Source organism: Kitasatospora sp. NPDC085879 (assembly GCF_040686255.1).
GTDB lineage: Bacteria > Actinomycetota > Actinomycetes > Streptomycetales > Streptomycetaceae > Kitasatospora.
In genome coordinates this window covers 69,943-95,944 of sequence record NZ_JBFBJZ010000032.1, presented here as the reverse complement: position 1 = coordinate 95,944, position 26,002 = coordinate 69,943, and the positions used below count along the sequence as shown (strand labels likewise).

At 73.5% G+C, this 26,002-nt stretch carries 29 protein-coding genes; 23 read left to right on the top strand and 6 right to left on the bottom strand.

All coding sequences use genetic code 11. The features are described from left to right. Positions 1-40: 40 nt before the first annotated feature. From leuC to AB0P35_RS24015, 4 genes are all read left to right on the top strand, one after another. Positions 41-1,462, top strand: coding sequence for a 3-isopropylmalate dehydratase large subunit (gene leuC, locus AB0P35_RS24030; protein WP_095873045.1), 1,422 nt, complete (start codon positions 41-43; stop codon positions 1,460-1,462). A 3-nt stretch (positions 1,463-1,465) separates the two neighbouring features. Continuing rightward, complete coding sequence (gene leuD, locus AB0P35_RS24025) at positions 1,466-2,062, top strand: 3-isopropylmalate dehydratase small subunit (RefSeq protein WP_363513976.1); 597 nt, start codon at positions 1,466-1,468, stop codon at positions 2,060-2,062. Between the two features lie 373 nt (positions 2,063-2,435). Beyond that, the gene (locus AB0P35_RS24020; protein ID WP_078661527.1) at positions 2,436-2,624 is read left to right on the top strand and encodes a hypothetical protein; all 189 of its coding nucleotides are present in this window, start codon (positions 2,436-2,438) and stop codon (positions 2,622-2,624) included. Between the two features lie 136 nt (positions 2,625-2,760). Beyond that, complete coding sequence (locus AB0P35_RS24015; RefSeq protein ID WP_363513973.1) at positions 2,761-3,462, top strand: HU family DNA-binding protein; 702 nt, start codon at positions 2,761-2,763, stop codon at positions 3,460-3,462. A gap of 172 nt (positions 3,463-3,634) precedes the next feature. Here the strand turns inward: AB0P35_RS24015 and AB0P35_RS24010 are convergent, their stop codons facing one another. Together AB0P35_RS24010 and cofC are read right to left on the bottom strand one after the other, a co-directional pair. Then, complete coding sequence (locus AB0P35_RS24010; protein ID WP_095875429.1) at positions 3,635-3,859, bottom strand: hypothetical protein; 225 nt, start codon at positions 3,857-3,859, stop codon at positions 3,635-3,637. Between the two features lie 21 nt (positions 3,860-3,880). Further along, on the bottom strand, positions 3,881-4,558 hold the full coding sequence (gene cofC / locus AB0P35_RS24005) for a 2-phospho-L-lactate guanylyltransferase (RefSeq protein ID WP_363513969.1): 678 nt from the start codon (positions 4,556-4,558) through the stop codon (positions 3,881-3,883). Positions 4,559-4,861: 303 nt separating this feature from the next. Here cofC and AB0P35_RS24000 point away from each other — a divergent pair, with 303 nt between their 5' ends. Genes AB0P35_RS24000 through AB0P35_RS23990 form a run of 3 tightly spaced genes read left to right on the top strand, consistent with a single transcriptional unit; the run spans position 4,862 to position 7,848 of the window. Beyond that, entirely contained in the window at positions 4,862-5,665 is an 804-nt protein-coding gene (locus AB0P35_RS24000; protein ID WP_363513966.1) for a lysophospholipid acyltransferase family protein, read from the top strand. Then, complete coding sequence (locus AB0P35_RS23995; protein ID WP_363513963.1) at positions 5,662-6,663, top strand: NAD(P)H-dependent glycerol-3-phosphate dehydrogenase; 1,002 nt, start codon at positions 5,662-5,664, stop codon at positions 6,661-6,663. Before AB0P35_RS24000 ends, AB0P35_RS23995 begins: the two co-directional genes overlap by 4 nt. A 39-nt stretch (positions 6,664-6,702) precedes the next feature. Further along, a complete protein-coding gene (locus AB0P35_RS23990; RefSeq protein ID WP_363513960.1) occupies positions 6,703-7,848 on the top strand; it encodes a D-alanine--D-alanine ligase family protein in 1,146 nt (381 codons plus the stop codon). Between the two features lie 72 nt (positions 7,849-7,920). Here the strand turns inward: AB0P35_RS23990 and AB0P35_RS23985 are convergent, their stop codons facing one another. Both AB0P35_RS23985 and AB0P35_RS23980 read right to left on the bottom strand, forming a co-directional pair. Further along, entirely contained in the window at positions 7,921-8,424 is a 504-nt protein-coding gene (locus tag AB0P35_RS23985) for a DUF3515 domain-containing protein (RefSeq protein ID WP_363513957.1), read from the bottom strand. Positions 8,425-8,443: 19 nt separating this feature from the next. Further along, the gene (locus AB0P35_RS23980; RefSeq protein WP_095873040.1) at positions 8,444-8,677 is read right to left on the bottom strand and encodes an Lrp/AsnC ligand binding domain-containing protein; all 234 of its coding nucleotides are present in this window, start codon (positions 8,675-8,677) and stop codon (positions 8,444-8,446) included. Positions 8,678-8,834: 157 nt separating this feature from the next. Between AB0P35_RS23980 and AB0P35_RS23975 the strand changes: the two genes are divergently transcribed. From AB0P35_RS23975 to thiD, 3 genes are all read left to right on the top strand, one after another. Further along, positions 8,835-9,803 (top strand): thiamine-phosphate kinase, encoded by a 969-nt coding sequence (locus AB0P35_RS23975; RefSeq protein WP_363513953.1) that lies wholly within the window; start codon positions 8,835-8,837, stop codon positions 9,801-9,803. Between the two features lie 170 nt (positions 9,804-9,973). Further along, complete coding sequence (locus AB0P35_RS23970) at positions 9,974-10,999, top strand: ATP-dependent 6-phosphofructokinase (RefSeq protein WP_363513950.1); 1,026 nt, start codon at positions 9,974-9,976, stop codon at positions 10,997-10,999. A gap of 23 nt (positions 11,000-11,022) precedes the next feature. Next, entirely contained in the window at positions 11,023-11,856 is an 834-nt protein-coding gene (thiD, locus tag AB0P35_RS23965) for a bifunctional hydroxymethylpyrimidine kinase/phosphomethylpyrimidine kinase (protein ID WP_363513947.1), read from the top strand. Between the two features lie 155 nt (positions 11,857-12,011). Here thiD and rpmB read toward each other — a convergent pair whose 3' ends face one another. Beyond that, entirely contained in the window at positions 12,012-12,197 is a 186-nt protein-coding gene (rpmB, locus tag AB0P35_RS23960; RefSeq protein WP_014138233.1) for a 50S ribosomal protein L28, read from the bottom strand. Positions 12,198-12,522: 325 nt separating this feature from the next. On the opposite strand from rpmB, the gene AB0P35_RS23955 reads away from it, so the two are divergent. The 10 genes from AB0P35_RS23955 (at position 12,523) to mutM (ending at position 22,300) form a co-directional block, all read left to right on the top strand. After that, entirely contained in the window at positions 12,523-14,163 is a 1,641-nt protein-coding gene (locus AB0P35_RS23955; protein ID WP_363513944.1) for a DAK2 domain-containing protein, read from the top strand. Between the two features lie 37 nt (positions 14,164-14,200). Then, positions 14,201-16,402, top strand: coding sequence for an ATP-dependent DNA helicase RecG (gene recG / locus AB0P35_RS23950; protein WP_363513941.1), 2,202 nt, complete (start codon positions 14,201-14,203; stop codon positions 16,400-16,402). 141 nt (positions 16,403-16,543) lie between these two features. Then, positions 16,544-17,047, top strand: coding sequence for a hypothetical protein (locus tag AB0P35_RS23945; RefSeq protein ID WP_363513938.1), 504 nt, complete (start codon positions 16,544-16,546; stop codon positions 17,045-17,047). Between the two features lie 168 nt (positions 17,048-17,215). Further along, on the top strand, positions 17,216-17,800 hold the full coding sequence (gene rsmD / locus AB0P35_RS23940) for a 16S rRNA (guanine(966)-N(2))-methyltransferase RsmD (protein WP_363513935.1): 585 nt from the start codon (positions 17,216-17,218) through the stop codon (positions 17,798-17,800). 30 nt (positions 17,801-17,830) lie between these two features. After that, positions 17,831-18,316 (top strand): pantetheine-phosphate adenylyltransferase, encoded by a 486-nt coding sequence (coaD, locus tag AB0P35_RS23935; RefSeq protein WP_095873032.1) that lies wholly within the window; start codon positions 17,831-17,833, stop codon positions 18,314-18,316. 182 nt (positions 18,317-18,498) lie between these two features. Next, positions 18,499-19,635, top strand: a complete 1,137-nt coding sequence (locus tag AB0P35_RS23930; protein ID WP_363513931.1) for a cell division initiation protein — start codon at positions 18,499-18,501, stop codon at positions 19,633-19,635. A 173-nt stretch (positions 19,636-19,808) separates the two neighbouring features. Next, on the top strand, positions 19,809-20,453 hold the full coding sequence (locus tag AB0P35_RS23925) for a DUF177 domain-containing protein (RefSeq protein WP_095873030.1): 645 nt from the start codon (positions 19,809-19,811) through the stop codon (positions 20,451-20,453). A gap of 2 nt (positions 20,454-20,455) precedes the next feature. Continuing rightward, entirely contained in the window at positions 20,456-20,629 is a 174-nt protein-coding gene (gene rpmF / locus AB0P35_RS23920) for a 50S ribosomal protein L32 (RefSeq protein WP_030056747.1), read from the top strand. Positions 20,630-20,649: 20 nt separating this feature from the next. Next, positions 20,650-21,426, top strand: coding sequence for a ribonuclease III (gene rnc / locus AB0P35_RS23915; protein ID WP_095873029.1), 777 nt, complete (start codon positions 20,650-20,652; stop codon positions 21,424-21,426). A gap of 10 nt (positions 21,427-21,436) precedes the next feature. Further along, positions 21,437-22,300: a bifunctional DNA-formamidopyrimidine glycosylase/DNA-(apurinic or apyrimidinic site) lyase gene (gene mutM / locus AB0P35_RS23910; protein ID WP_363513928.1), complete on the top strand. Its 864-nt coding sequence runs from the start codon at positions 21,437-21,439 to the stop codon at positions 22,298-22,300. 101 nt (positions 22,301-22,401) lie between these two features. On the opposite strand, the gene AB0P35_RS23905 is transcribed toward mutM, so the two are convergent. Continuing rightward, positions 22,402-23,322, bottom strand: coding sequence for a hypothetical protein (locus AB0P35_RS23905; RefSeq protein WP_095873027.1), 921 nt, complete (start codon positions 23,320-23,322; stop codon positions 22,402-22,404). Positions 23,323-23,505: 183 nt separating this feature from the next. On the opposite strand from AB0P35_RS23905, the gene AB0P35_RS23900 reads away from it, so the two are divergent. The 3 genes from AB0P35_RS23900 to AB0P35_RS23890 all read left to right on the top strand — a co-directional run bounded on the left by AB0P35_RS23900 (position 23,506) and on the right by AB0P35_RS23890 (position 25,963). Continuing rightward, positions 23,506-24,822 carry a transmembrane domain-containing protein gene (locus tag AB0P35_RS23900; protein WP_363513925.1) on the top strand — a complete coding sequence of 439 codons (1,317 nt, stop codon included), beginning with the start codon at positions 23,506-23,508 and terminating at the stop codon, positions 24,820-24,822. A 203-nt stretch (positions 24,823-25,025) separates the two neighbouring features. After that, on the top strand, positions 25,026-25,349 hold the full coding sequence (locus tag AB0P35_RS23895; protein WP_095873025.1) for an acylphosphatase: 324 nt from the start codon (positions 25,026-25,028) through the stop codon (positions 25,347-25,349). Between the two features lie 410 nt (positions 25,350-25,759). After that, positions 25,760-25,963 (top strand): hypothetical protein, encoded by a 204-nt coding sequence (locus AB0P35_RS23890; protein WP_095873024.1) that lies wholly within the window; start codon positions 25,760-25,762, stop codon positions 25,961-25,963. Positions 25,964-26,002: the final 39 nt, after the last annotated feature.

The following is a 26,002-nucleotide window of genomic DNA, read 5'->3' as shown; positions in this document are numbered from 1 at the left end:
CACGAGAAGGCCGGCAATGCGGCCGGCTGGAGGGAAAGCGATGGGACGGACACTCGCAGAGAAGGTCTGGGACGACCACGTCGTCCGGCGCGCCGAGGGCGAGCCCGACCTCCTCTTCATCGACCTGCACCTGCTGCACGAGGTCACCAGCCCGCAGGCCTTCGACGGTCTCCGGCTGGCCGGCCGCAAGGTCCGCCGGACCGATCTGACGATCGCGACCGAGGACCACAACACCCCGACCCTGGACATCGACAAGCCGATCGCCGACCCCGTCTCCAAGATCCAGCTGGAGACGCTGCGCAAGAACGCCGCCGAGTTCGGCGTGCGCATCCACTCGCTGGGCGACGTCGAGCAGGGCGTCGTGCACGTGGTCGGCCCGCAGCTCGGCCTGACCCAGCCCGGTACGACCGTGGTCTGCGGCGACTCCCACACCTCCACCCACGGCGCCTTCGGCGCGCTGGCGTTCGGCATCGGCACCAGCCAGGTCGAGCACGTGCTGGCCACCCAGACGCTGCCGCTGGCCCCGTTCAAGACCATGGCCATCACCGTCGAGGGCGAACTCCCCGACGGCGTCACCGCCAAGGACCTGATCCTGGCCATCATCACCAAGATCGGCACCGGTGGCGGCCAGGGCTACGTCCTGGAGTACCGCGGCTCCGCCATCCGCAGCCTCTCCATGGAGGCCCGGATGACCATCTGCAACATGTCCATCGAAGCGGGCGCCCGGGCCGGCATGATCGCCCCCGACGACACCACCTTCGCGTACCTCGAAGGCCGCCCGCACGCCCCGCAGGGCGAGGACTGGGACGCCGCCGTCGCGTACTGGCGCACCCTCGCCACCGACGAGGACGCGGTCTTCGACGCCGAGGTCTTCATCGACGCCAACTCGCTGACCCCGTTCGTCACCTGGGGCACCAACCCGGGCCAGGGCGCCCCGCTCGGCGCCAACGTGCCGGACCCGGCCTCCTTCGAGGACCCGCAGGAGCGCATCGCCGCCGAGAACGCCCTGAAGTACATGGGCCTGGAGGCCGGCACCCCGCTGCGCGAGGTCTCCGTCGACGCCGTCTTCGTCGGCTCCTGCACCAACGGCCGGATCGAGGACCTGCGCGCCGCCGCCGACATCCTCGACGGCCGCCAGGTCGCCGACGGCGTGCGGATGCTGGTCGTCCCCGGCTCGGTCCGGGTCGCCCTGCAGGCCGTCGAGGAGGGCCTGGACAAGGTCTTCACCGCGGCCGGTGCCGAATGGCGCCACGCGGGCTGCTCGATGTGCCTCGGCATGAACCCGGACCAGCTGGCCCCGGGAGAGCGCTGCGCCTCGACCTCGAACCGCAACTTCGAGGGCCGCCAGGGCAAGGGCGGCCGCACCCACCTGGTGTCGCCGCAGGTCGCCGCCGCGACCGCCGTACTGGGCCGGCTGGCCTCGCCCGCAGACCTGTCCGACCCCGTCGCCGTGGAGGCCTGAGCCATGGAGAAGTTCACCACCCACACCGGCCGCGCCGTCCCGCTGCGCCGCTCCAACGTGGACACCGACCAGATCATCCCGGCGCACTGGCTGAAGAAGGTCACCCGATCGGGCTTCGAGGACGGCCTGTTCGAGGCCTGGCGCAAGGACGAGTCCTTCGTCCTCAACCGCCCGGAGCGGCAGGGCGCCAGCGTGCTGGTGGCCGGCCCGGAGTTCGGCACCGGCTCGTCCCGCGAGCACGCCGTCTGGGCGCTGCAGAACTACGGCTTCCAGGCGGTGATCTCCTCCCGCTTCGCCGACATCTTCCGCGGCAACTCGCTGAAGAACGGCCTGCTGACGGTCGTCCTCCCGCAGGAGACCGTCGAGCGGCTCTGGGAGCTCGTCGAGGCCGACCCGACCGCCGAGATCACCGTCGACCTGGAGGCCCGGGAGGTCCGCGCGGAGGGCGTCACGGCCTCCTTCGAGCTCGACGACAACGTCCGCTGGCGCCTGCTGAACGGGCTGGACGACATCAGCATCACGCTGCAGAACGAGGCCGACATCGCCGCCTTCGAGGCGACCCGCCCCTCGTTCAAGCCGCGCACGCTGCCGGTGGCCTGACCGCCGACATCTCCCGCGTACGCCGGATGGCCCGCCTCCCCTCGGGGGGGCGGGCCATCCGCCGTTCGGGCTCCGGAGCCCTTCGCCGCCGCCGTCCGGACGGGCCGGAGTTCGAGTCCGAGTTCGGGTCTGACACCCACTCGGAACAGGGCCCGGCATTTGCCCAAGAGCCCCCTTGCGCAGGGCACATCACAACAGATGGCACAATCGTTGCATGCACCGGCACGACGAACCTCCGTACGCGGGCGGCGATCCCGCGCACCCGGAGGCGGACGGCGGTGCAGCCGGCGGTCGAATTGACGGCCGGACGGACGACCAGTCCTCACCTGCTGAGGAACCGGACGACCCGGAAGTCGCAGCGCTCTACGCGCTTGTGGCCGAGCGGTTGAAGCAAGCCCACGCTCGCGTATCTGCGCTGAACGTGTCAGCGGAAGCAAAGACCGCTCTCACCCGTCAACTGCTGATCGTCACGGAGACCGCCAAGCGCGATCTCCCGGGGGCGGCCCGGCGGTTGAGTCGCTTTGTGCAGGACCTCGACGCGGGGCGCCCACCGCTCGGCTGAGGTCGCGAACGCGCAAATCCATTGCGACACTAGGGTGATTCACGCGTTTGGTAATTGAAAGTCCGCAGATACATACCTAACGTGCGAAATGAACGGATGGATTCATCATCCGGCGCCCGTTTCCGAAGGGGAAGACGTGAACAAGGCTCAGCTTGTCGAAGCGGTGGCCGAGCAGCTGGGCGGTCGCAAGGCTGCCGCAGAGGCCGTCGACGCAGTGCTCGACACCATGGTGCGTGCCGTCGTGGCAGGTGACCGCGTCTCGGTCACCGGCTTCGGCACCTTCGAGAAGGTGGAGCGCTCCGCGCGCTTCGCCCGCAACCCGCAGACCGGTGAGCGCGTCAAGGTCAAGAAGACCTCGGTCCCGCGTTTCCGCCCCGGCCAGGGCTTCAAGGACCTCGTCAGCGGCTCCAAGAAGCTGCCGAAGGAAGGCCCCTCGGTCAAGAAGGCCCCCAAGGGCTCGCTCACCCCGGGCAAGAGCGGTGCCACCACGGCCGCCGCCAAGCGCGCTGCCACCAAGCGCGTCGCGGCCGCCGCCGGCACCGCAGCCGCGGCCACCAAGAAGACGGCCGCGAAGAAGACCACCACCACCCGCACCACCGCGGCGGCCAAGAAGACCACCGCGACGGCCAAGAAGGCGGCTCCGGCCAAGACCACCGCGGCGGCGAAGAAGACCACCGCGACGGCCAAGAAGGCGGCTCCCGCGAAGACCGCGGCCGCGGCAGCCAAGAAGACCACCGCCGCCGCCGCCAAGAAGACCACCGCGACGGCCAAGAAGACCGCCCCGGCGAAGAAGACCACGACGCGCAAGACCACCGCGCGCAAGACCGCCGCCAAGTAGGCTCTGTCGGCCCTTCGGGCGACGGCCGGTCAGACCACGGCGAGAGCTGCGGCGGCCCGCAGATCCGGGATTCCGGAAGCGGGCCGGCGCAGCTCTTTTCTTTCGCGTGCGGGTGCTTCTCCCGTGCGGGGACCCCGGCGGGGTGTTCCGGCGGGAGTTCCGGCAGGGGCCGTCAGCCCTCGGCGCCCGGGTCGGGAAAGGTCTGCAGCGTCACGAAGACCACCCGGCGCCCGGCACCCTCGCCCTCGGTGCGGATCCGCACCCGCTGGCCGGGCCGCAGCAGCCTGAGGCCGCCGGCGTCGAAGGCCGCGGCGTCGAAGGGCACCTGCGTGCCGTCGTCGAGCAGCACGGAGCCAGCCCGGGTGCCGGGGTCGAAGGTGAACGCGGTGGCCTGCATGGTCGACAGCATAGCGAGCGGTCACACCAGCGCGGCCGCCGCGGCGGCCGTCCGCGGCCCCACACCGAGGGCCAGCGCCTCGCGCAGATCCGCCCCGGTGTCCACGTCCCGCCGCACCGAGGCGACGTCCTCCAACTCCAGCTCCCGTGCCCCGCCCAGGGCGTGCCGCAGCCGCGAGCCGTCCCCGAAGGCGGGCCGCAGCTCCGTCCCGCGCGGTGCGGCCAGCAGCGTGGTGCCGAGGCCCGGTGCGTCCGCGAGGAAGGCCCGGCCGCCGGGCGGCACCGCGGCCAGCACACGGGCGAGTTCGGCCGGCCGCAGGGCCGGCAGGTCGGCGGAGAGCGCGGCCACCGGGGCGTGCGGCGCGAGCGCTGCGGCGCGCGCGGCGCCGTGCGCCAGGGCGGCGTTGAGGCCGCCGCCGGGCTCGTCCGGCACCACGAGCGCGCCGAGGCGAGCGAGTTGCGCGGCAGCACCGGCGTCCCGGGTCACCACCAGTACCCGGGCCACCGCCTGGCAGGCCAGTGCGGCCCGGACGGTGTCCAGCGCGAAGGCCAGTGCCAGCCGCGGCCGGTGCGGCCCGGCGAACGGCTCCAGCCGGCTCTTGGCCACTGCGGGCGGCTTCACCGGCAGCACCAGCGACCACAGGGCGCGGGCCGGTGGCAGCGGCGGACCGCCGGCGGGGCGTACGGTGTCCTCGGTCATCGGCGCCATTGTGGCGTCGGCTCCCGGGCCCGGGCCAGCGGCCGCGATTCGCGTGCGTTTGGTCACTCCCCCGGGGCCTGCCCAGGGCGGCTGCTCGACAGCCGGTCCGCCCACGGGTGAGACTGGTCGGCGCCCCGGGCCCTCCCGGCCGTCCGGCCGGTGGAGAGCAGCAGGTCACACCCCCGTCGGTGCGCGGCAGCGAAACGGCGCACGGGGTCCCGCGCCGAGGCCCCGACCGGGCACACCGGGCGGCGATCGAGGACCGCGGCACCCCACGTGCCGCACCGGATGAGGAGGAGCTGGGTGGCCCGCCGCTCGTACGCCAGGTTCGGCAACGCCGACTACGGGATCTGGTACCGCTTCGCGGCGGTCCTCGTGAAGCCGGTGACCAACGCGCTGGCGAAGACCGAATGGAGCGGCTGGGAGAACCTGCCGAAGGAGGGCGGCTTCATCGCGGCCGTCAACCACAACTCGGTCATCGACCCGGTTTTCTACGCGCACTGGCAGTACAACAGCGGCCGCCCGCCGCGGATACTCGGCAAGTCCCAGCTGTTCTCGGTGCCGTTCATCGGCTTCATGCTGCGCAAGACCGGCCAGATCCCGGTGTTCCGGGAGTCCACCGACGCCGCCGAGGCGTTCCGCGCCGCCATCGACGCCATCAACGGCGGCCAGTGCGTGCAGTTCTATCCGGAGGGCACGCTCACCCGGGATCCGGACCTGTGGCCGATGACCGGCAAGAGCGGCGCCGCCCGCGTCGCGCTGATGACCGGCGCGCCGGTGATCCCGGTCGCCCACTGGGGCGCCCACGAGATCATCCCGCCGTACGGCCGCGGCGGTAAGGGCAAGTACCACCTCTTCCCGCGGCACACGGTGAGGGTCGCCGCCGGCCCGCCGGTCGACCTGAGCAAGTACCAGGGCCAGGAGCTCACCGCCCAGGTGCTCAGGGACGCCACCGCGGACATCATGGCGGCCATCACCGCCGTCCTGGAGGGGATCCGCGGCGAGCAGGCCCCGGCCGAGCGCTACGACATGCGCAAGGCCGCCCGCGAGCGCGCCGCCGCCGCGGCCGCCAAGGGCGACCGGGCCCGCAAGGGCGGTGCCGAGTGACCCGCTGCGCCGTCTTCGGCACCGGTTCCTGGGGCACCGCCTTCGCGATGGTGCTCGCCGACGCCGGCTGCGAGGTCGTGCTCTGGGGGCGCCGCAAGGAGCTCGTCGAGACGATCGACCGCACCCACGAGAACCCGGACTACCTGCCGGGCATCCGCCTGCCGGACGCGGTGCGGGCCACCACCGACGCCGCCGAGGCCCTCGCCGGCGCCGACTTCGCGGTGCTCGCGGTGCCCTCGCAGACGCTGCGCGCCAACCTGGCCGGCTGGGCGCCGCTGATCGAGCCGCAGACCGTCCTGGTCAGCCTGATGAAGGGCATCGAACTCGGCACCGCCGAGCGGATGAGCGAGGTCATCCGGGAGGTCGCCGGGGTCGGCCCGGAGCGCGTCGCGGTGGTCTCCGGCCCCAACCTGGCGATGGAGATCGCCCGCCGGCAGCCCGCGGCCAGCGTGGTCGCCTGCACCGACGAGGCGGTCGCCCAGCGCTTCCAGAAGGCCTGTCACACCCCCTACTTCCGGCCCTACACCAACACCGACGTGGTCGGCTGCGAGCTCGGCGGCGCGGTGAAGAACGTCATCGGCCTGGCCGTCGGCATGGCCGCCGGCATGGGCCTGGGCGACAACACCAAGGCCACCCTGATCACCCGGGGCCTCGCCGAGACGACCCGGCTCGGCCTCGCGCTCGGCGCGGACGCGCACACCTTCGCGGGCCTCGCCGGCATGGGCGACCTGGTCGCCACCTGCTCCTCGCCGCTGTCACGCAACAACACCTTCGGCATGAACCTCGGCCGGGGCATGACCCTGGAGGAGACGGTCGCGGCTACCAAGCAGACCGCGGAGGGCGTGAAGTCCTGCGAGTCGGTGCTCGACCTGGCCCGGCGCAACGGCGTCGACATGCCGCTCGTGCAGGCCGTGGTGGACGTGGTGCACAACGGCCGCCCCACCCAGGAGGTGCTCGCCGGACTCATGGCGCGCTCGGCGAAGCCGGAGCGACGGTGACCGGAACCGCGGGTTTCGCACGGTAGTCTCACGTCCGATATGAGCATCGAACAGACCTCCCCGAACCAGCCCGGTGCCAAGGCCCGGGTCGCGATCGTCTTCGGCGGCCGCAGCTCCGAGCACGCGATCTCGGTCGTCACGGCCGGCAGCGTGCTCAAGGCGATCGACCGGAGCAAGTACGAGGTGCTGCCCATCGGCATCACCCACGAGGGCCGCTGGGCACTGGTCGGCGACGAGCCGTCCCGGATGGCCATCACCGACGGCGAGCTGCCCGACGTCTCCCAGGTCGCCGAGAACGTCGAGGGCCAGGTCGCGCTGCCGGTGTCACCGGGCAGCCGCGAGGTCGTCCTCAGCGAGCCCGGGAGCACCCCGAAGGCGCTCGGCGAGGTCGACGTGGTGCTGCCGCTGCTGCACGGCCCGTGGGGCGAGGACGGCACGCTGCAGGGCCTGTTGGAGCTCTCCGGGGTGCCCTTCGTCGGCTCCGGCGTGCTGGCCAGCGCGGTCGGCATGGACAAGGAGTTCACCAAGCGCGTGCTGGCCTCGCACGGCATCGGCGTCGGCGACTGGACGGTCGTCCGCCCGCGCGAGTGGGAGACCGAGGAGGGCCGCGCCGCCGCCCGCGAGCGGATCGCCGCGCTCGGCCTGCCGCTGTTCGTGAAGCCCTGCCGGGCCGGCTCGTCCATCGGCATCAGCAAGGTCAAGGACCTCGCCGACCTCGACGCCGCGATCGAGCAGGCCCGCAGCCACGACCCCAAGGTCATCGTCGAGCGGGGCGTCGAGGGCCGCGAGATCGAGTGCGCCGTCCTGGAGTTCGAGGACGGGCCGCGCGCCAGCGTGCCCGCCGAGATCCTCGTCGGCGGCGACTTCGAGTTCTACGACTTCGAGGCCAAGTACATCGACTCCTCGGACGTCGAGATCCCGGCGAAGCTCACCGCCGAGGAGACCGCCGAGATCCGCCGCCAGGCCGTCGCGGCCTTCGAGGCGCTCGGCTGCGAGGGCCTCGCCCGGGTCGACTTCTTCCTGCTGGACGACGGCAGCTGGATCGTCAACGAGATCAACACCATGCCCGGCTTCACCCCCATCTCGGCCTACCCGAAGATGTGGGAGGCCAGCGGGGTGCCCTACCCGGAGCTGATCGACCGTCTGCTGCAGGCCGCGCTGCGCCGCTCCACCGGCCTGCGGTAACACCCTCCCGGGGCGTGGGAGCCGGCCCGTGCGGTCCGGCCCCGCGCCCCTCGGCGTGCCCGGTCCGGCCTCTCAGAGACCCTCGGGGACCGCGGCCTTCACCGCGTCGGAGATCACCGGCAGCGGGTCCGCGTAGTTCGGGAAGGCGCCCTTGGGCACCAGCACCTCGACGTACGCCTTGCGCAGCGTGGTGACGAAGCGGTACCCGCCCTTGCCGTCGGGGGAGAGCCCCCACTGCACCCCGTTCACCTCGGGGGCCGTCCCCAGCGGGTCGTCGTCGAGGTACGAGGGGCGCTCGACGCCGCAGCGCAGCACCGTGCGCGGGGAGCTCGCCCAGGCCGCGGTGTACGGCGACGCGGGGGACGGGTCCCGACGGGCGTGCCCCTGCACGGTCTGCGGCAGCGCCCGGTCGAGCGCCGCGCAGTAGCCCGCCGCGGCGCCCTGCGGCGCCGGCGGCGCGACCTCGTCACCGCCGCCGTTGCCGGCCAGCAGCAGGACGCACCCCAGCAGCGCCGCGGGCGGCGCGAGCCAGCGGACGGGGGCGGGCAGCGAGGCGAGGGGACGGGAGGAGGCCACCCGCCGATGGTAGCCGCGCCTACAGGCGGACCACCGGACAGGTCAGCGTGCGCGTGATGCCGTCGATCTGCTGCACCTGGGCGACCACCAGCCGGCCCAGGTCGTCGATGGACTCGGCCTCGGCGCGCACGATCACGTCGTACGGGCCGGTGACGTCCTCGGCCTGGACGACGCCTTGGATCTTCGCGATGGACTCGGCGACCGCGGTGGCCTTGCCCACCTCGGTCTGGATCAGGATGTACGCCTGTACCACGGGAGACCTCCAGGCGGCTGAGGGGTGGGCTGGCCGCAGTCTGATCACCACGCTACCGCGCCCCTCCCCGGGGAGGGGAGACTTCTGCACGCCCCGAGGGCGTACGCTGCGCGCGGGGGGCGCGACGACCGCTCCAGTCGAGTTGAGAGGACGGCAGATGCAGGGGACCGTGGGCGAGCTCGGCGAGTTCGGACTCATCAGGGAGCTCACCGCCCGGCTCACGCCGACACCGGCCGTCGACCTCGGCCCCGGGGACGACGCGGCCGTGGTGAAGGCCCCCGACGGCCGGGTGGTGGCCACCACCGACGTGCTGATCGAGGGCCGGCACTTCCGCCGGGACTGGTCCACCGCCTACGACGTGGGCCGCAAGTCGGCCGCGCAGAACCTCGCCGACGTGGCCGCGATGGGGGCCGTGCCCACCGCCATCCTGCTGGGTTTCGTCGCCCCGGCCGACCTGCCCGCCACCTGGGCCACCGAGCTGATGGACGGGCTGCGCGACGAGTGCACGGTGGCCGGCGCCGCCGTCGTCGGCGGCGACGTGGTGCGCGGCGACGCGGTCACCCTCGCCATCACGGCCCTCGGCGACCTGCAGGGCCGCCGCCCGGTGCTGCGCTCCGGCGCGCAGGTCGGCGACGTCGTCGCCGTCGCCGGCTGGCTGGGCTGGTCCGCGGCCGGGCTCACCGTCCTCCAGCGCGGCTTCCGCTCGCCGCGGGCGTTCGTCGAGGCGCACCGCCGCCCCGAACCGCCGTACCACGCCGGCCCGGCCGCGGCCGACCTCGGCGCCACCTCGATGGTCGACGTCAGCGACGGCCTGGTGGCCGACCTCGGGCACGTGGCAGCCGCCAGCGGGGTGGACATCGACCTGCGTGCCGCCGACTTCGACGTCCCCGCGCAGATGGCCGACATCGGGCAGGCGGTGGGCGTCGACCCGCTGCTGTGGGTGCTCTCCGGCGGCGAGGACCACGCCATCGTGGCGACCTTCCCCAAGAGCGTGCAGCTGCCCGCCCGCTGGCGGGTGGTCGGCGAGGTCGTGCGCGCCGGCCGCCCCGGCCGCTCCGGCCGGGTGACCGTGGACGGCGCCCCCTGGGAACGGGTCGGCGGCTGGGACCACTTCGCGGCCGAGTGACCCCGAACGGGTGACTGAGGGCCGGGCGCGGTGGGGCCGTCCGGACGGGTTGCTGCGCGTAGTCTTTCGGTGGTGCCGGGGCGGCCGACCCGTCCGGCCCGGCCGCCCGGCGCCGACCGGCCCGGACCGTACCGACTCGGGGCCGCCCGCCCCAGGGAGACCAGGCCACCATGCGTATCGGCGTCCTCACCAGCGGCGGCGACTGCCCCGGCCTCAACGCGGTCATCCGCTCGATCGTGCATCGCGGCACCGATGTGCACGGCGACGAGATCCTCGGCATCGAGGACGGCTTCCTCGGCCTGATCGAGGGCCGGGCCCGGCCGGTCTCGCACGACGACGTGACCGGTCTGCTCACCCTCGGCGGCACCATCCTCGGCTCCGCCCGCGTCCACCGGGACCGGATCGAACGGGCCGTCCGGGAGTGCCGGGAGCTCGCGGCACACCTCGACATCGACGCCCTGATCGCCATCGGCGGCGAGGGCACGCTGACCGCCGCCGGCATGTTCAGCGACGCCGGGCTGCCCGTGGTCGGCGTGCCCAAGACCATCGACAACGACATCGACGCCACCGACGTCACCTTCGGCTTCGACACCGCCGTGCACGTCGCCACCGAGGCGATCGACCGGCTGAAGACCACCGCCGAGTCGCACCAGCGGGTGATGGTGGTGGAGCTGATGGGACGGCACACCGGCTGGATCACCCTCACCGCGGGCATGGCCGGCGGCGCGCACGGCATCCTCATCCCGGAGAAGCCCTTCGACATCGAGGCCGTCGCGCGGATGGTCGAGGAGCGGTTCCGGCGCGGCAAGAAGTTCGCCATCATCGCCGTCGCCGAGGGCGCCAGGCCGGCACCCGGCACGCTCCGCTTCGACCACGGCGGCCTCGACCAGTACGGCCACCAGACCTTCGGCGGGATCGGCAACAAGCTGGCCCGCGAGCTGGAGGGGATCCTCGGCACCGAGGCCCGGCCGGTGATCCTCGGCCACACCCAGCGCGGCGGCTGCCCGACCGCGCGGGACCGGGCGCTCGCCACCCGGTTCGGCTGGCACGCCGTCGAGGCCGTCCACAAGGGCGCCTTCGGGCACTTCACCGCGCTGCGCGGCACCGAGGTGGAGCTGCTACCCATCGCCGACGGCGTCCGCGAGCTGAAGACGGTGCCCGAGGACCGCTGGCTGGAGTCGGAGGCGGTGCTCTGAGCCGCCCCGGTAGGTTGTCGGGCATGGCTTCGACTGATCCGTCCCCGCTGCCCGCCGCCGGCTCCGCCGCCCCGCCCCGCGTACTCACCGTGGCCGGGTCGGACAGCGGCGGCGGCGCCGGCATCCAGGCCGACCTCAAGGCGATGCTCGCACTCGGCGTGCACGGCATGAGCGTGATCACCGCCGTCACCGCGCAGAACTCGCTGGGCGTCCAGGGCTACTGGGAGCTGCCCGCGGAGGCCGTCCGGGCACAGTTCCGCAGCGTGGTCGACGACATCGGCGTCCAGGCGGTGAAGACCGGCATGCTCGCCTCGGTCGAGCTGGTCGAGACCGTCTCCGAGTTGCTCGCCGGCGTCCGCGCGCCGGTCGTGGTCGACCCGGTCGGCGTCTCCAAGCACGGGGACGCGCTGCTCGCCGCCGAGGCCGTCGCCACCGTCCGCGAGCGCCTGCTGCCGGTCGCCACCCTCGCCACCCCCAACCTGCACGAGGTGGCGCAGCTCACCGGGGTGGTCGTCGAGGACGAGAAGGACCTGCCCGCCGCCGCCGATGCCGTGCTCGCCCTCGGCCCGCGCTGGGCCCTGATCAAGGGCGGCCACCTGGCCGGCGAGGCCGTCGACCTGCTGGCCGGCGCCGACGGCGAGCGCCACTGGTACCGCGCGCCCCGCTACGACAACCGGCACACCCACGGCACCGGCTGCACCCTGGCCAGCGCGATCGCCGCCGAACTCGCCAAGGGCAGCGCCATGCCCGAGGCCGTCGGCGCCGCCAAGGAGTACGTCACCGGCGCGATCGCGGCCGGCTTCGCGCTCGGCGCCGGGATCGGCCCGGTCGACCACGCCTGGCGCATCCGCGGCTGACCCCGGAACGCACGCGGGGGCCGGCACCGGCCCCCGCGGATCCGCCCGGCCGGGCAGGACAGGGCGACACCGGCACTAGCGGCAGGAAACGCAGGAAAGCCGACCCACCCGAGGGTGGATCGGCTGTCCGGAGGACCGGCGTACCGGTCTGCGCGTCAGCGCGAGACCTTACCGGCCTTGATGCACGAGGTGCAGACGTTGAGCCGCTTCGGCGTCCGCCCAATCACAGCGCGCACCGTCTGAATGTTGGGGTTCCAACGACGGGGGGTACGGCGGTGCGAGTGGGAGATGCTGTTGCCGAAGCCCGGCCCCTTGCCGCAGACGTCGCAGTTGGCAGCCACAGGAGTCACTCCAAGACTTCAGATCAGTTACGTTCGAAAACCCCGGCTGAACCCACCGGCACCACGCACGTGGAGCGAATCGGATCAAGGGGTGAGCCCGGGTTGTTCCAGGCAACCGGAAGAGCATACATCGCCTGCTCCCGAGGTACGAAACTACCATGTCGGCGCCGATGATCGCGCCCGGTCGGCACGCGGGCGCCGGACGCTCCCGGCCGCGACGCCCCCGCCCGGCCCCGATAACCTGCCAGCATCGCCCCACAGCCACCGCCGCCGGCCGCCAGCGCGCCGGTCCGCGTTCCCGTGGCGTTCACCCGGAGGAGACCTGGTGCTGGACACGCTCGACGCCACGGCCGTCCGCACCTGGTGCCGCCTGGCGCTGACCGCCCTCGGCCAGGCCCGGGAGGAGATCGACGCGCTCAACGTCTACCCCGTCCCGGACGGCGACACCGGCACCAACCTCTACCTCACCGTCGAGGCCGCCACCGAGGCGGCCGAGGCCGCCCCGGACGACCCGGCCGCCGCCGGTGACGGCCTCGGCCCGGTCACCGCCGCGATGGCCCGCGGCGCCCTCATCGGAGCCCGCGGGAACTCCGGCGTGATCCTCGCCCAGTGGCTGCGCGGCCTCGCCGAGGGCCTGGCCGGCGGCGGCGACGCCACCGCCCTGCGCCGCGCCCTGCCGCGCGCCGCCGAGGCCGCCTACCAGGCCGTCGCCGACCCGGTCGAGGGCACCCTGCTCACCGTCGCCGCCGAGGCCGCCCGGGCCGCCGCCGCCGCCGAGGACGGCAGCCTCGCCGACACCGCCCGCACCGCCTGCGCCGCCGCCCGCACCGCCCTCCAGCACACCCCCGAGCAGCTCGACGTCCTCGCCGAGGCCGGCGTGGTCGACGCCGGCGGCCGCGGCCTGGTCGCCGTCCTCGGCGCGCTCGCCGACACCGTCCTCGGCCACACCCCGATGGGCCCGATGGCCCTGCGCCACGAGACCTTCCGGCCCGTCCCCGTCCCCCACGACAGCTGCGAGGGCCACGCCCGGCTGCCCGGCCACCCCGCCTTCGAGGTCATCTACCTGCTGGACGCCGACGAGGAGGCCATGCCCGCGCTGCGCACCCGGCTCGCCGCCCTCGGCGACTCCCTGGTCGTCGGCGGCGGCGACGGCCTGTGGAACGTCCACGTGCACGTCGACGACGCCGGAGCGGCCGTCGAGGCCGGCGTCGAGGCCGGCCGGCCCTACCGGATCCGGATCACCCACTTCGCCGAGGCCGCCGCCCGGGCGGGCGCGACCGGCAGCAGCCCCGAGACCTCCGCACCCGCCCGCGCCGTGCTCAGCGTCGTCAGCGGCCACGGCCTCGCCGACCTCTGCGAACAGGCCGGCTCCGCCGTGCTGCACGCCGACCCGGACCGCCCGCCGGTCAGCGCCGAACTCGCCGACGCCGTCCGGCGCTGCGCCGCCCGCGAGGTCATCGTGCTGCTCAACGACCCCGAGCTGCGCGCCGCCGCCGGGGCCGCCGCCGACCAGCTGCGCGAGGAGGGCCTGCGGATCGCCGTCCTGCCCACCCGCTCCCCGGTGCAGGGGCTCGCCGCCCTCGCCGTGCACGACCCCGGCCGCCGCTTCGACGAGGACGTCGTCGCCATGACCTCCGCGGCCGGCGCCACCCGGCATGCCGAACTCGCCGTCGCCGAGGGCGAGTCCTGGACGATGGCGGGCGTCTGCCAGGCCGGCGACGTGCTCGGCCTGATCGACGGCGACGTCGCCGTCATCGGCACCGACACCGCCGAGACCGCCGGCACGCTGCTCGACCGGATGCTCGCCGCCGGCGGCGAACTCGTCACCCTCGTCCTCGGCGCCGACGCCCCCGGGCACCTCGCCGAGGACCTCGTCGCCCACGCCCGCCGGCAGCGGCCCGAGGTCGACACCGTCGTCTACCACGGCGGCCAGGAGGCCGCGCTGCTGCTCATCGGGGTGGAGTAGTCCGCACTGTCGCCGCGGTGGTGTCCAATAGGGCGTGATGGGCGCTCTCGATGAACCACTGACCAAGCTGGTCGGCGACCGCACCGCCAAGGTCCTCGCCGACTCCCTCAAGCTGCGCACGGTCGGCGACCTGCTGCACCACTACCCGCGCCGGTACGTCGAGCGCGGCCAGCTCACCAGCCTCGACGAGCTGGAGGTCGACGAGCACGTCACCGTCCTCGCCCGGATCGAGAAGGTCACCCTGATCCCGTTCCGCGGCCGCAAGGGCGACCGGCTGGAGGTGATCGTGACCGACGGGCGCAGCCGGCTCACCCTGGTCTTCTTCAACCAGGGCTGGCGGCAGAAGGACCTCCGCACCGGCGCCCAGGGCCTGTTCGCCGGCAAGGTCGGCCTGTTCAACCGCACCCGCCAGCTCGCCTCGCCGGACTACCAACTGCTCGACGAGGACGCCGACTCCGGCACGGCCAGGGCCTTCGCCGGCCGGCTCATCCCGGTCTACCCGGCCAGTGCCCAGATGCCCAGCTGGAAGCTGGTCAAGTGCGTCGAGGTCGCCCTGGACACGCACCTGGCCGAGGTCGGCGAACCGCTGCCCGCCGAACTGCGCGCCGCCCACGGGCTGATCTCGCTGTCCGAGGCCCTCGAACTCGTCCACCGCCCGCGCACCCAGGCCGACCGCGAACGCGCCCAGGACCGGCTGCGCTGGGACGAGGCCTTCGTCCTCCAGGTCGCCCTCGCCCAGCGCCGCGCCGCCGACTCCGCGCTGCCCGCCACCGCCCGGCACCGCCGCGCCGACGGGCTGCTCGACGCCTTCGACGCCCGGCTGCCCTTCCGGCTGACGGACGGCCAGCAGAAGGTCTGCGCCGAGATCTTCGACGACCTCGCGAGCGAGCACCCGATGCACCGGCTGCTGCAGGGCGAGGTCGGTTCCGGCAAGACCCTGGTCGCGCTGCGCGCCATGCTCGGCGTGGTCGACGCGGGCGGCCAGGCCGTGATGCTCGCGCCCACCGAGGTGCTCGCCCAGCAGCACCACCGTTCCGTCGTGGAGATGATGGGCGACCTCGCCGAGGGCGGCATGCTCGGTGGGTCCGACCTCGGCACCAAGGTCGTCCTGCTCACCGGCTCCATGGGCGTGCCGGCCCGCCGCCAGGCGATGCTCGACATGGCCTGCGGCGACGCCGGGATCACCGTCGGCACGCACGCCCTGATCGAGGACAAGGTGCAGTTCCAGGACCTCGGCCTGGTCGTCGTCGACGAGCAGCACCGCTTCGGCGTCGAGCAGCGGGACGCGCTCCGCGCCAAGGGCGAGCGTCCGCCGCACCTGCTCGTCATGACGGCCACCCCGATCCCGCGCACCGTCGCCATGACGGTCTTCGGCGACCTGGAGACCTCCGTCCTCGACCAGCTGCCGGCCGGCCGCTCGCCGATCTCCAGCCATGTCGTGCCGGCCGTCGAGAAGCCCAACTTCCTCGCCCGTACCTGGGAGCGGGTCCGCGAGGAGGTCGGCAAGGGCCACCAGGCGTACGTGGTCTGCCCGCGGATCGGCGACGAGCCCGAGGAACCGCGGAAGAAGCGGAAGTCCGCGGACGAGGACCTGGAGGACGTCGGTGCGGCGGGCGACGACCGCCGGCCGCCGCTCTCCGTCGTCGAGACGGCCGAGATGCTCGCCAAGGGGCCGCTCGCCGGCCTGCGGATCGAGATCCTGCACGGCCGGCTGGCCCCGGACGCCAAGGACGACGTCATGAAGCGGTTCGCGGCCGGGCAGGTGGACGTGCTCGTCGCCACCACCGTGATCGAGGTCGGCGTCAACGTCCCCAACTCCACCGTCATGGTCATCATGGACGCCGACCGCTTCGGCGTCTCGCAGCTGCACCAGCTGCGCGGCCGGGTCGGGCGCGGCAGCGCGGCCGGCCTGTGCCTGCTGGTCACCGACATGCCGGCGGCCAGTGCGGCCCGGGCCCGGCTCGACGCCGTCGCCGGCACGCTGGACGGCTTCGAGCTGTCCCGGATCGACCTGGAGCAGCGCCGCGAGGGCGACGTGCTCGGGCAGGCGCAGTCGGGTGTGAAGTCCTCGCTGAAGGTGCTCAGCGTCCTCGCGGACGAGGAGATCATCGCGACCGCCCGCGAGGAGGCCACCCGCCTGGTCACCGCCGACCCGGACCTCTCCGCCCACCCGGACCTGCGGACCGCCCTGGAGAGCCTCCTCGACGAGGACCGCGCCGAGTACCTCGAGAAGGGCTGACGGGTCCGCGCCCCTTCGGCACGCCCCGCCGCGGCCCCCCGGACCGCGCGGCCCCCGGACTGTCAGTGCCCGGAGGGAGGATGGGGCTGTTCGGGCACACTCCCAACCTGCTCGCCCGGCGCGACACCCGGGGGGTTCTCCATGGCATTCCGTCATATCGACGAGCTTCCGTTCGGCGACAAGGTCTTCCGGATCGAGCTGGCGAGCGAGGACGACCGCGAGGTCACCCTCACACTGGCCGGCCGGCGCGAGGGCGCGCCCGCCGTCCCGGTCGCCTCCGGCCGGCTCCGGCTCCCGGTGGAGGACCTCGCCGGCCTGCGCGTCGCGCTCGACCGGGCCCTGGCGACGGTCGCGGACACCGCTGCGCCGATCCCCGGCCGCGACGTGCTCCGCGAGCTCCGCCCGGGCCACGGCGCCGCACGGGTGCCGCGGAACGAGGAGGGGCTGGTCCGCCGCTTCCACGACGGCGAGACGATCGCCCGGATCGCCGCCCGCTACGGCCTGACGCCGGACTCCGTCCGGACCAGGCTCCGCGAGCTCGGCCACGACCCGCGCCGCCCGGAGCACTGCCCGCCGGGCGGCTGCCTCTCCCTGCCGCGGTTCGCCGCGCCCGCGCTGCCGGGCCCGGCAGCGCCCGCCGAGTGATGCGGGGGCCGATCGACGCGGGGCCGATCGACGCGTGACGGAGCGGGCCGACGCGGGGCCGAGCGGGCCGCGTGACGCACGGGGCGGCGCGGCGCGCTTGAATGGGGGAGCCCCGCCGGCCCGCCGGCGGGCGACCGCAGCGACAGGCACGAGAGGACCGCGCACCCCATGACCCGCGTCATCGCCGGCACCGCCGGCGGCCGCCGGCTGGCCGTACCGCCCGGCCGGAACACCCGCCCCACCTCGGACAAGGCGCGGGAGGCGATGTTCTCCACACTGGAGGCGCTGCGCGGCACCGTGCACGGGGCGCGGATGCTCGACCTGTTCGGCGGGTCGGGGGCGGTCGGCCTGGAGGCGCTGTCCCGCGGCGCGGAGCACGTGCTGCTGGTGGAGTCCGACACGAGCGCGGCCCGGGTGATCAGGGAGAACGTGCGCTCCCTGGGCCTGCCGGGCGCCGAGGTGCGCGCCGACAGGGCCGAGCGGGTGATCGCCGGGCCGGCCCCGGCCGTCCCGTACGACCTGGTGTTCCTGGACCCGCCCTACGCGGTGACGGACGACGAGGTCCGGGAGATGCTGATCACACTCCGTGCCGGGGGCTGGATCGCGGAGGACGTTCTGGTCACCGTGGAACGCAGCACCCGCGGTGGTGGGTTCGGCTGGCCGGAGGGCTTCGAAGCGCTGCGCTCGCGCAGGTACGGCGAGGGCACCCTCTGGTACGGTCGCGCCGCCGACGAGGCCGATCGACACTCGTAGCACCGGTTACCCCACAAGGGAGCACACGACATGCGCCGCGCCGTCTGTCCGGGGTCCTTCGACCCCATCACCAACGGACACCTCGACATCATCGAGCGGGCCTCCCGGCTCTACGACGTGGTCCATGTCGCCGTCCTGATCAACAAGAACAAGCAGGGCATGTTCACCATCGAGGAGCGCATCGGGCTCATCGAGGAGACCACCGCCAAGCTCGGCAACGTCACGGTCGAGTCGCACAACGGCCTGCTGGTCGACTTCTGCCGGGACCGCGGCATCCCGGCCATCATCAAGGGCCTGCGCGCGGTCAGCGACTTCGACTACGAGCTGCAGATGGCCCAGATGAACCACGGGCTCACCGGTGTCGAGACGCTCTTCGTGCCGACCTCGCCGACGTACAGCTTCCTCTCCTCCACGCTGGTCAAGGAGGTGGCCTCGCTCGGCGGCGACGTCTCGCACCTGCTGCCCGCGGTGGTGCACGGCCGACTGGTCGAGCGGATCGCCGAGCGCCAGGGCTGAAACGGACATTCCTGGCGAAGCGTCACGCCGTGCGGCCCGCCCGCACGGCCCGGCCGCGCCGGATGTTGTGAGCCGCGCCCCCTGTGGCCGTACAGTCTCTACTCCCGCCCCGCGGCGTCGTTGTGCCACGGGCCCTGCCTCCGCCAGCACCTGTGGCGGCACACGGAAAGACAGAAGCGCCCGTGGACGTGCAGCAGCAACTGGACGAGATCGTCGCGTCGGTGGAGAACGCCCGCGCCATGCCGATGTCGGCGTCGTGCGTGGTCAACCGGGCCGAGCTGGTCGGCATGCTCCGCGACCTGAAGGCCGCGATGCCCGCCGAGCTCGCCCAGGCCCAGTCGGTGGTCGCCGACCACCAGCAGATGGTGGCGGACGCGCAGGCCCAGGCCGACCAGATCATCCGGGGTGCGCACGACGAGCGCGGCTCGCTGATCTCCGACACCGAGGTCGTGCTGCGCGCCCAGGCCGAGGCGGACCGCATCCTCGCCGAGGCCCGGGCCGAGGTGGAGGCCAAGCGCGCCGAGGCCGACGACTACGTCGACTCCAAGCTCGCCAACTTCGAGGTGGTGCTCACCAAGACGCTCGGCGCGGTCGGCCGCGGTCGGCAGAAGCTGCGCGGCGCGGGCGTCTACGAGCCCGAGGCCGAGCTCGGTGAGGACGGCGAGGAGTTCGAGCCGCGGGTCAGCCCGAGCCCGGAGGCCGACGAGTACGTCGACGCCAAGCTCGCGACCCTGGAGGCGGTGCTCGGCGCCACCCTGGAGGCGGTCGGCAAGGGCCGCGACAAGCTGCTCGGCAAGGCCCCGATCGACGAGCTCGGCGCCTACCTCGCCGCCGCCGACGAGGCCCAGCAGCTCAAGGACCGCGCCGAGGCGGTCGCCGCTGGCTTCGCCCCCGAGGGCGAGGAGCAGCCCTGGTACCGCGAGGAGGTGCCGCAGCAGCAGGCCTGGCCGGACCAGACGCCCGCCGCGGCCGGCTGGCAGGCGCCGGGCGAGGACCCGTACGCCGCGCAGGGCGCCCCGCAGTACGCCGACGTCTACGGCGGTGGCTACGACCCCGCCACGGGCGGCCAGGTCGACCCGTACGGCAACCAGTACGGCTACCAGCAGCCCGCCGTGGCCTACCAGGGCCAGGACGGCATGGCGGACGGCTACTACCAGCAGCAGGGCTACCAGGCGGACCCGTACGGCCAGTACGGCTACCAGGAGCAGCAGCCGCAGGCCCAGCTGCCGCACGAGCAGCAGGCCGGGCTGGACGAGACGAGCTTCTTCGACACCAGCATGATCGACATGAGTCGGCTGCGGGAGCTCGGCGGCCGCTGACCGGAGGCGGGTCGGGCACCGACTTTGGGCCTGGCCCGAGTCTCCGGTAGTCTGACCACTCCGGCCTGTTCGCACCGGCCCCGTCGCGTGCCCGCACACCGGTCACGCACACCCCCGAAGAAGGATCCGCGGAACGCAGGGATGCGCACCGCCCCCCAGGAAGTCAGGACACCTTGAACCGCCTCGACCACCGCGACCCCCTCGTGTTCGACACGCACGAGCTCGGTCGTCGCCCCGGCTCGATGCGCACCGTGTCGCGGACCCTGGAGGCCCCCGCGGGCCTGGGCATCGCGGACGTCATCGGGGTGCCGGAGAAGGACGGGATCTCCCTGGAGCTCCGCCTGGAGTCGGTCGTCGAGGGCGTGCTGGTCACCGGCACCGCCGAGACGCACGTCGAGGGCGAGTGCGTGCGCTGCCTGGAGCCGATGGAGGAGGACCTGGAGGTCTCCTTCCAGGAGCTCTACTACTACCCGGAGTCCGACGAGCGCCACCGCGCCCGGACGGCCGGGGCCGAGAACCTCGACGAGGACTCGGAGGACGAGACTTACCGACTTGAGGGCGACTTCTTCGACCTCCAGCCGGTGCTGCGTGACGCGGTGGTGCTCGCACTGCCGCTGCAGCCGGTGTGCCAGGACGACTGCCTGGGCCTCTGCCCCGAGTGCGGGGCACGCCTGAGCGACGACCCTGACCACCACCACGACGCCGTCGACCCCCGGTGGGCGGCTCTGCAGGGACTCTCCGCCGCCCCCGGCGACGAGGGTGACGAGAACAAGAACAGCGACACCCGTGAGGGTCTCGCCGAGAACCAGGAGAAGTAGCCGTGGCTGTTCCGAAGCGGAAGATGTCGCGCAGCAACACGCGCCACCGCCGTTCCAACTGGAAGGCCGTCGTTCCGGCCCTCGTGGCGTGCGACCGCTGCCACGAGCCGAAGCTCGGCCACATCGCGTGCCCGAGCTGCGGCACGTACAACCGTCGCCAGGTCCTCTCGGTCTGATCGGCGGGGTGCACGGATCGATGTCGGACGGCAACTCCTCCCGCAAGCCGGGCCCTTCGAACGGGGGCAAGGGCGGCGGTCCGGCCTCGACCGAATACGACGTCCTGGAAGGGCGCCTCGGGTACGAGCTCGAGCGCGCCCTTCTGGTACGCGCCCTCACCCACCGCTCGTACGCGTACGAGAACGGCGGGCTGCCCACCAATGAGCGCCTGGAGTTCCTCGGCGACTCGGTGCTGGGCCTGGTGGTGACCGACACCCTCTACCGCCTCCACCCGGAGGTCGCCGAGGGCACGCTCGCCAAACTCCGCGCCGCGGTGGTCAACTCCCGCGCGCTCGCCGAGGTCGGCCGCGGCCTGGACCTCGGAACCTTCATCCGCCTCGGCAAGGGCGAGGAGGGCACCGGCGGCCGCGACAAGTCGTCGATCCTCGCCGACACCGTCGAGGCCGTGATCGGCGCCGTCTACCTCGACCGCGGCCTGGACGCCGCGACCGAGTTCGTCCACCGGCTGTTCGACCCGCTGATCGAGGAGTCCTCGCAGCTCGGCGCCGGCCTGGACTGGAAGACCAGCCTCCAGGAGCTCACCGCCGCCGTCGGCATCGGCGTGCCGGAGTACGTGGTGGCCGAGTCCGGCCCCGACCACGAGAAGACCTTCGACGCCGCAGCCCGCGTCGCCGGCCAGGACTTCGGGCACGGCACCGGCCGCTCGAAGAAGGAGGCCGAACAGAAGGCCGCCGAGAGCGCCTGGCGGGCCATCAAGGCCAAGTACGCCGAGAGCAAGCCCGACTCCACCGGCTGAGGCGGCCCGCATGCCCGAGCTCCCCGAGGTCGAGGTCGTCCGGCGCGGCCTCGCCCGCTGGACGGCCGGCCGCACGGTCGCCGAGGTGCAGGTCCTCCACCCGCGGTCGGTGCGCCGGCACACCGCGGGCGGCGAGGACTTCGCCGCCCGCCTCGCCGGCACCACCTTCGGCACGGCCCACCGCCGCGGCAAGTACCTCTGGATCCCGCTCCCGGGCACCGGCCACTCGATGGTCGGCCACCTCGGCATGAGCGGCCAGCTGCTCGTCCAGGACCCGTCCACCCCCGACGAGACCCACCTGCGGGTGCGCTTCCGCTTCACCGACGGCGGCCGCGAACTGCGCTTCGTCGACCAGCGGACCTTCGGCGGCCTCGCCGTCGAGGAGGCCGAGGACGGCGACCCCGAGGCCACCCCCGTCTCGCTCGCCCACATCGCCCGCGACCCGCTCGACGAACGCTTCGACGACGGCGCGTTCGTCACCGCGCTGCGGGCCCGGCGGACGACCGTCAAGCGCGCCCTGCTCGACCAGACCCTGATCAGCGGCGTCGGCAACATCTACGCCGACGAGTCGCTCTGGCGCGCCAGACTCCACTACGACCGGCCCACCGCCGGCATCACCCGCCCCCGCGCCGCCGAACTCCTCGGCCACGCCCGGGACGTGATGAACGCGGCACTCGCCGTCGGCGGCACCACCTTCGACAGCCTCTACGTCAACGTGAACGGCGAGAGCGGCTACTTCGCCCGCGACCTCGACGCGTACGGGCGCGAGGGCGCACCCTGCCACCGCTGCGGCACCCCGATCCGCCGCGCCGCGTGGATGAACCGCTCCAGCTACTACTGCCCCCGCTGCCAGCCGGTGCCCCGGCAGCGGTAGTTCCCTTCGGGCGGAGGGCAGCACCTCGGGCGCGGGTGAGGGCAGTCCCCTCAGGGGCGGAAGGCGCCGCCACCCGTCCCTGAGCCGGTTGCCCTCGATGCTCAGTGTTCGGCGAGCTGGGGCTGCTGGGGTTCGACGCCGTGGAGGGCGCCCTCGTCCTCGCCGAACCAGGCGACGCCGACCGCGCTGACCACGGCCAGGACGAAGCCGATCGCGGCCATCCAGCCCAGGCCGTCGCGCGAGGAGTCGCCCAGCCAGATCACGCCGACCGCGCCCGGCACCACCGTCTCGCCGACCACCAGCGCGGCGGTCGCCCCGTTCACCGAGCCGACCTGCAGCGCGACCGTGTGCAGGTACATCCCGCCGAGGCCGCCGACCAGGATGGTGTACAGCGCCGGGTCCGAGACCAGCGCCACCAGGTCGAAGGGGTCGACGCCGTCCAGGATCCGCACGCCGATGCCGAGCGCGCCGAACCCGAGGCCGGACAGCAGACCCGCCACGATCGCCCCGCTGCGGCCCAGCCGGCGCACCAGCAGGCTGCCGCCGGCGATCAGCGCCACCGTCACCGCCAGCAGCCACCAGTGCACCGCGCGGTCCACCACGTGGCCGCCCTCCGGCCCGGCCGCCACCGCGAGCATCACCAGGGCCCCGCAGAGCACGCCGATCGACACCCACTCCAGCTGCTTCAGCCGCAGCCCCAGCAGCTTGACGCTGAGCAGCGCGGTGATCACCAGGTTGGCGCTGATGATCGTCTGCGACAGGAACAGCGGCAGCAGCCGGGCGGCCAGCGCACCGAGTCCGAAGCCGATGAAGTCCAGCACCGTGCCGAGGATGAACTCCCAGGTCACGGCGGCCTTCGCGGTCGAGGAGAGGCTCGGCCCGCCGTGCTCGGTCAGCGCCACCCCGCCCTCGGACCGGGCCGCCTCCTCGCGCGCCGAGCGGCGGGCGCCGAGCGCCTGCAGGACGGAGCCGGTGCCGTAGCACGCGGAGGCCGCGACGGCGGTGACGAGACCGATGAACACTGGGGCTCCGATCATGGGCGGACTGGCAGGCACCACTATGCCGGGTCCGCGGGTCCCTTCGGTCCCACGGCCGGGTGTTCCGGCCGGTCGGCGGGGGAGGGATCCGACCGGGGAAGCAGACCCGGCCGGCCGCCGTGCGACCACAGGAGGGGTGCGCTCCGCCCGAGCGGTAGCGTCGGAGGTATGAGAACCCTCCTGCACCGCCCGGCGGTCGCGCTCACCGCGCTGTTGACCGGTGTGCTGCTGCTCCTCGCTCCGGCCGCCGCCGCGGCGGGCGTCCCCGACGCCGCGGCCGCCCTCAAGCAGGGCGAGGTCTACGTCGACCCGTCGATGACCGGCCGCTTCTCGCAGGCCCAGGCCGCCGACCTCACCCGGAAGATCGCCGACACCGACAAGCCGATCTTCGTCGCGGTCGTCCCGGCGACCGACCAGTACCCCGCGGCCACCGTCGCCCGGGACCTGCGCACCGAGGTCGGCATCGTCGGGGTGTACGCGATCTGGCGCGGCGAGCAGTTCAAGGCGTTCTCGGACCGGCAGGCACTGCCCCCGGCCTCCGCCGACCGGATCGCCGGCGCCGCCTTCCGCGACCACCCGAACGACATCAACGCCGCCCTGAACGACTTCGTCGACCAGGCGGCCCCGCAGACCCGCGGCCACGGCGTCGCCTCCGGCGGGGTGAGCACCGCCGCGATCGTCGTGCCGCTCGTCGTGCTGGCGCTGGCCGGCACCGGTGTCTTCCTGCTCTTCCGGCGGGCCAAGCGGCGCAAGGACGAGCAGCGCCGGGCCGAGCTCGCCCAGCTGCGGACCGTCGTCGACGAGGACATCACCGCCTTCGGCGAGGAACTCGACCGGCTGGACTTCGACCCACGGGCGGTGGACGCCGACGACGAGCAGCGCGCCGACTACACCCGGGCCCTGGACGCGTACGAGCAGGCCAAGCAGCGGATGGACGCGGCCGCCGGGCCGGCGGACGTCCGCCCGGTCACCGAGGCCCTGGAGGACGGCCGGTTCTCGCTGGCCGTGCTGGAGGCCCGGCGGGAGAAGCGGCCGCTGCCCGAGCGGCGTCCGCCCTGCTTCTTCGACCCGCGGCACGGGCCGTCCGTGGAGGACGCCGACTGGGCGCCGGCCGGCGGGTCGCCGCGCAGCGTCCCGGTCTGCGCGCAGGACGGCGCCAGGCTCCGCGCCGGCCTGGACCCGGACGTCCGCACCGTGCCGACCGAGCACGGCCGCGAGCCCTACTGGAACGCCGGGCCCGCCTACAGCCCCTGGGCCGGCGGCTACTTCGGCTCGGGCATGCTGCCCGGCCTGGTGGCGGGCACCGTGCTGGGCTCGGTGCTGGCCTCGCCCGGCAGCGCCTGGGCGGCCGACGGCTACCAGGGCGGACCCGACGGCGGCGAGTACTCCGGCGCCGACTTCGACCAGAACGACTTCGGCGGCTTCGACGGCGGCGGCGGGGGCGGCGACTTCGGCGGGGGAGGGGACTTCGGCGGCGGCTTCTGAACCGCCCCGCCGGCCGGGTGTCCGTGCGGGTGCACGGGTCGGCGGCCGGGTGCCCGTACGGCCGGTCGGGTGAAACCGCCGCGCCGAGGATCGCTCGCCACTTCGAGCGACTCGCGAAGGCCTCCGGGGGCTCGCGAAGGTGCCGTGCGGGTGCGGTGAAGCCGCTTCGCACCGGCCGTCCGGGGGCGCACTATGGTCGTGGCATGCACGGTCACGACAGTTACGGCCATCACACGCTGGGGCACGACGGTGTCCGGCCGGTCCGGGTCACCGCCTGGGTCCGCGGCCGGGTCCAGGAGGTCGGCTTCCGGTGGTGGACCAGGGCCCGCGCCCTGGAGATCGGACTGACCGGGTACGCCGTGAACCTCGGCGACGGCCGGGTGCAGGTCGTGGCCGAAGGGCTGCACGCCGACTGCGAGGAACTTCTCGTCCTGCTGCGCGGCCCGGAGACTCCGGGCCAGGTCAGCGGGGTCACCGAGATCTGGACCGCGACCGGAGATGGGTACGACGGATTCGCGATCCGCTAGCACGCCGCAGCCGCCGGAGGGGTGGAGAGACCCTCCGGCGGCTGTCGGTGTCATCCCGGTTGTCATCCGGTTGCCATTCGGGCGGACTCGTGGTTGACTCCGCACCAGCAGTGATCCACCGGCTCCGGTGGCTCGCCCCGCCCCGTGGTGTGATCGCTCCGCCATGCAGGTGAGAGGGGCGCGGTAGCGTGCGGTGATCGTGTTGACCCGTACCGTCTTTGGTGAGACGCTGGAAGCCCGCGCACCAGTCCGCGTTTACCCGGCAGGGCCGTGCCGTCGTGTGCCCAGCTCACTGCGGCCGTTCTGGAGTGCCCAGCCAGCACCTCCGGGTCGACGGGGAGTGCGCACCCCTTCCCCCTAGACCAGTACCGCAAAACGGTTCGGTCACTCAGCGTGGAGGACCATACATCATGGCAAAGGCGCTTCTCGGGTACGTCGGCGGCCCCGACCCGCGAATGCTCTCCGAGATGCGACGACTGCAGCAGCGTGTTCAGGATCTGGAGGCCGAACTCCTCCGGCTCCAGACGGAGAACGACGCTCTCGCCGCCGTCGCCGACGAGCACTCGCTGCTCACCAGCATCGACATGGATCACCGGGAGCCTGCGCTCACCTGATCCTCCCCGATCCGATCGATCGACGCCGTCGGTGCACTG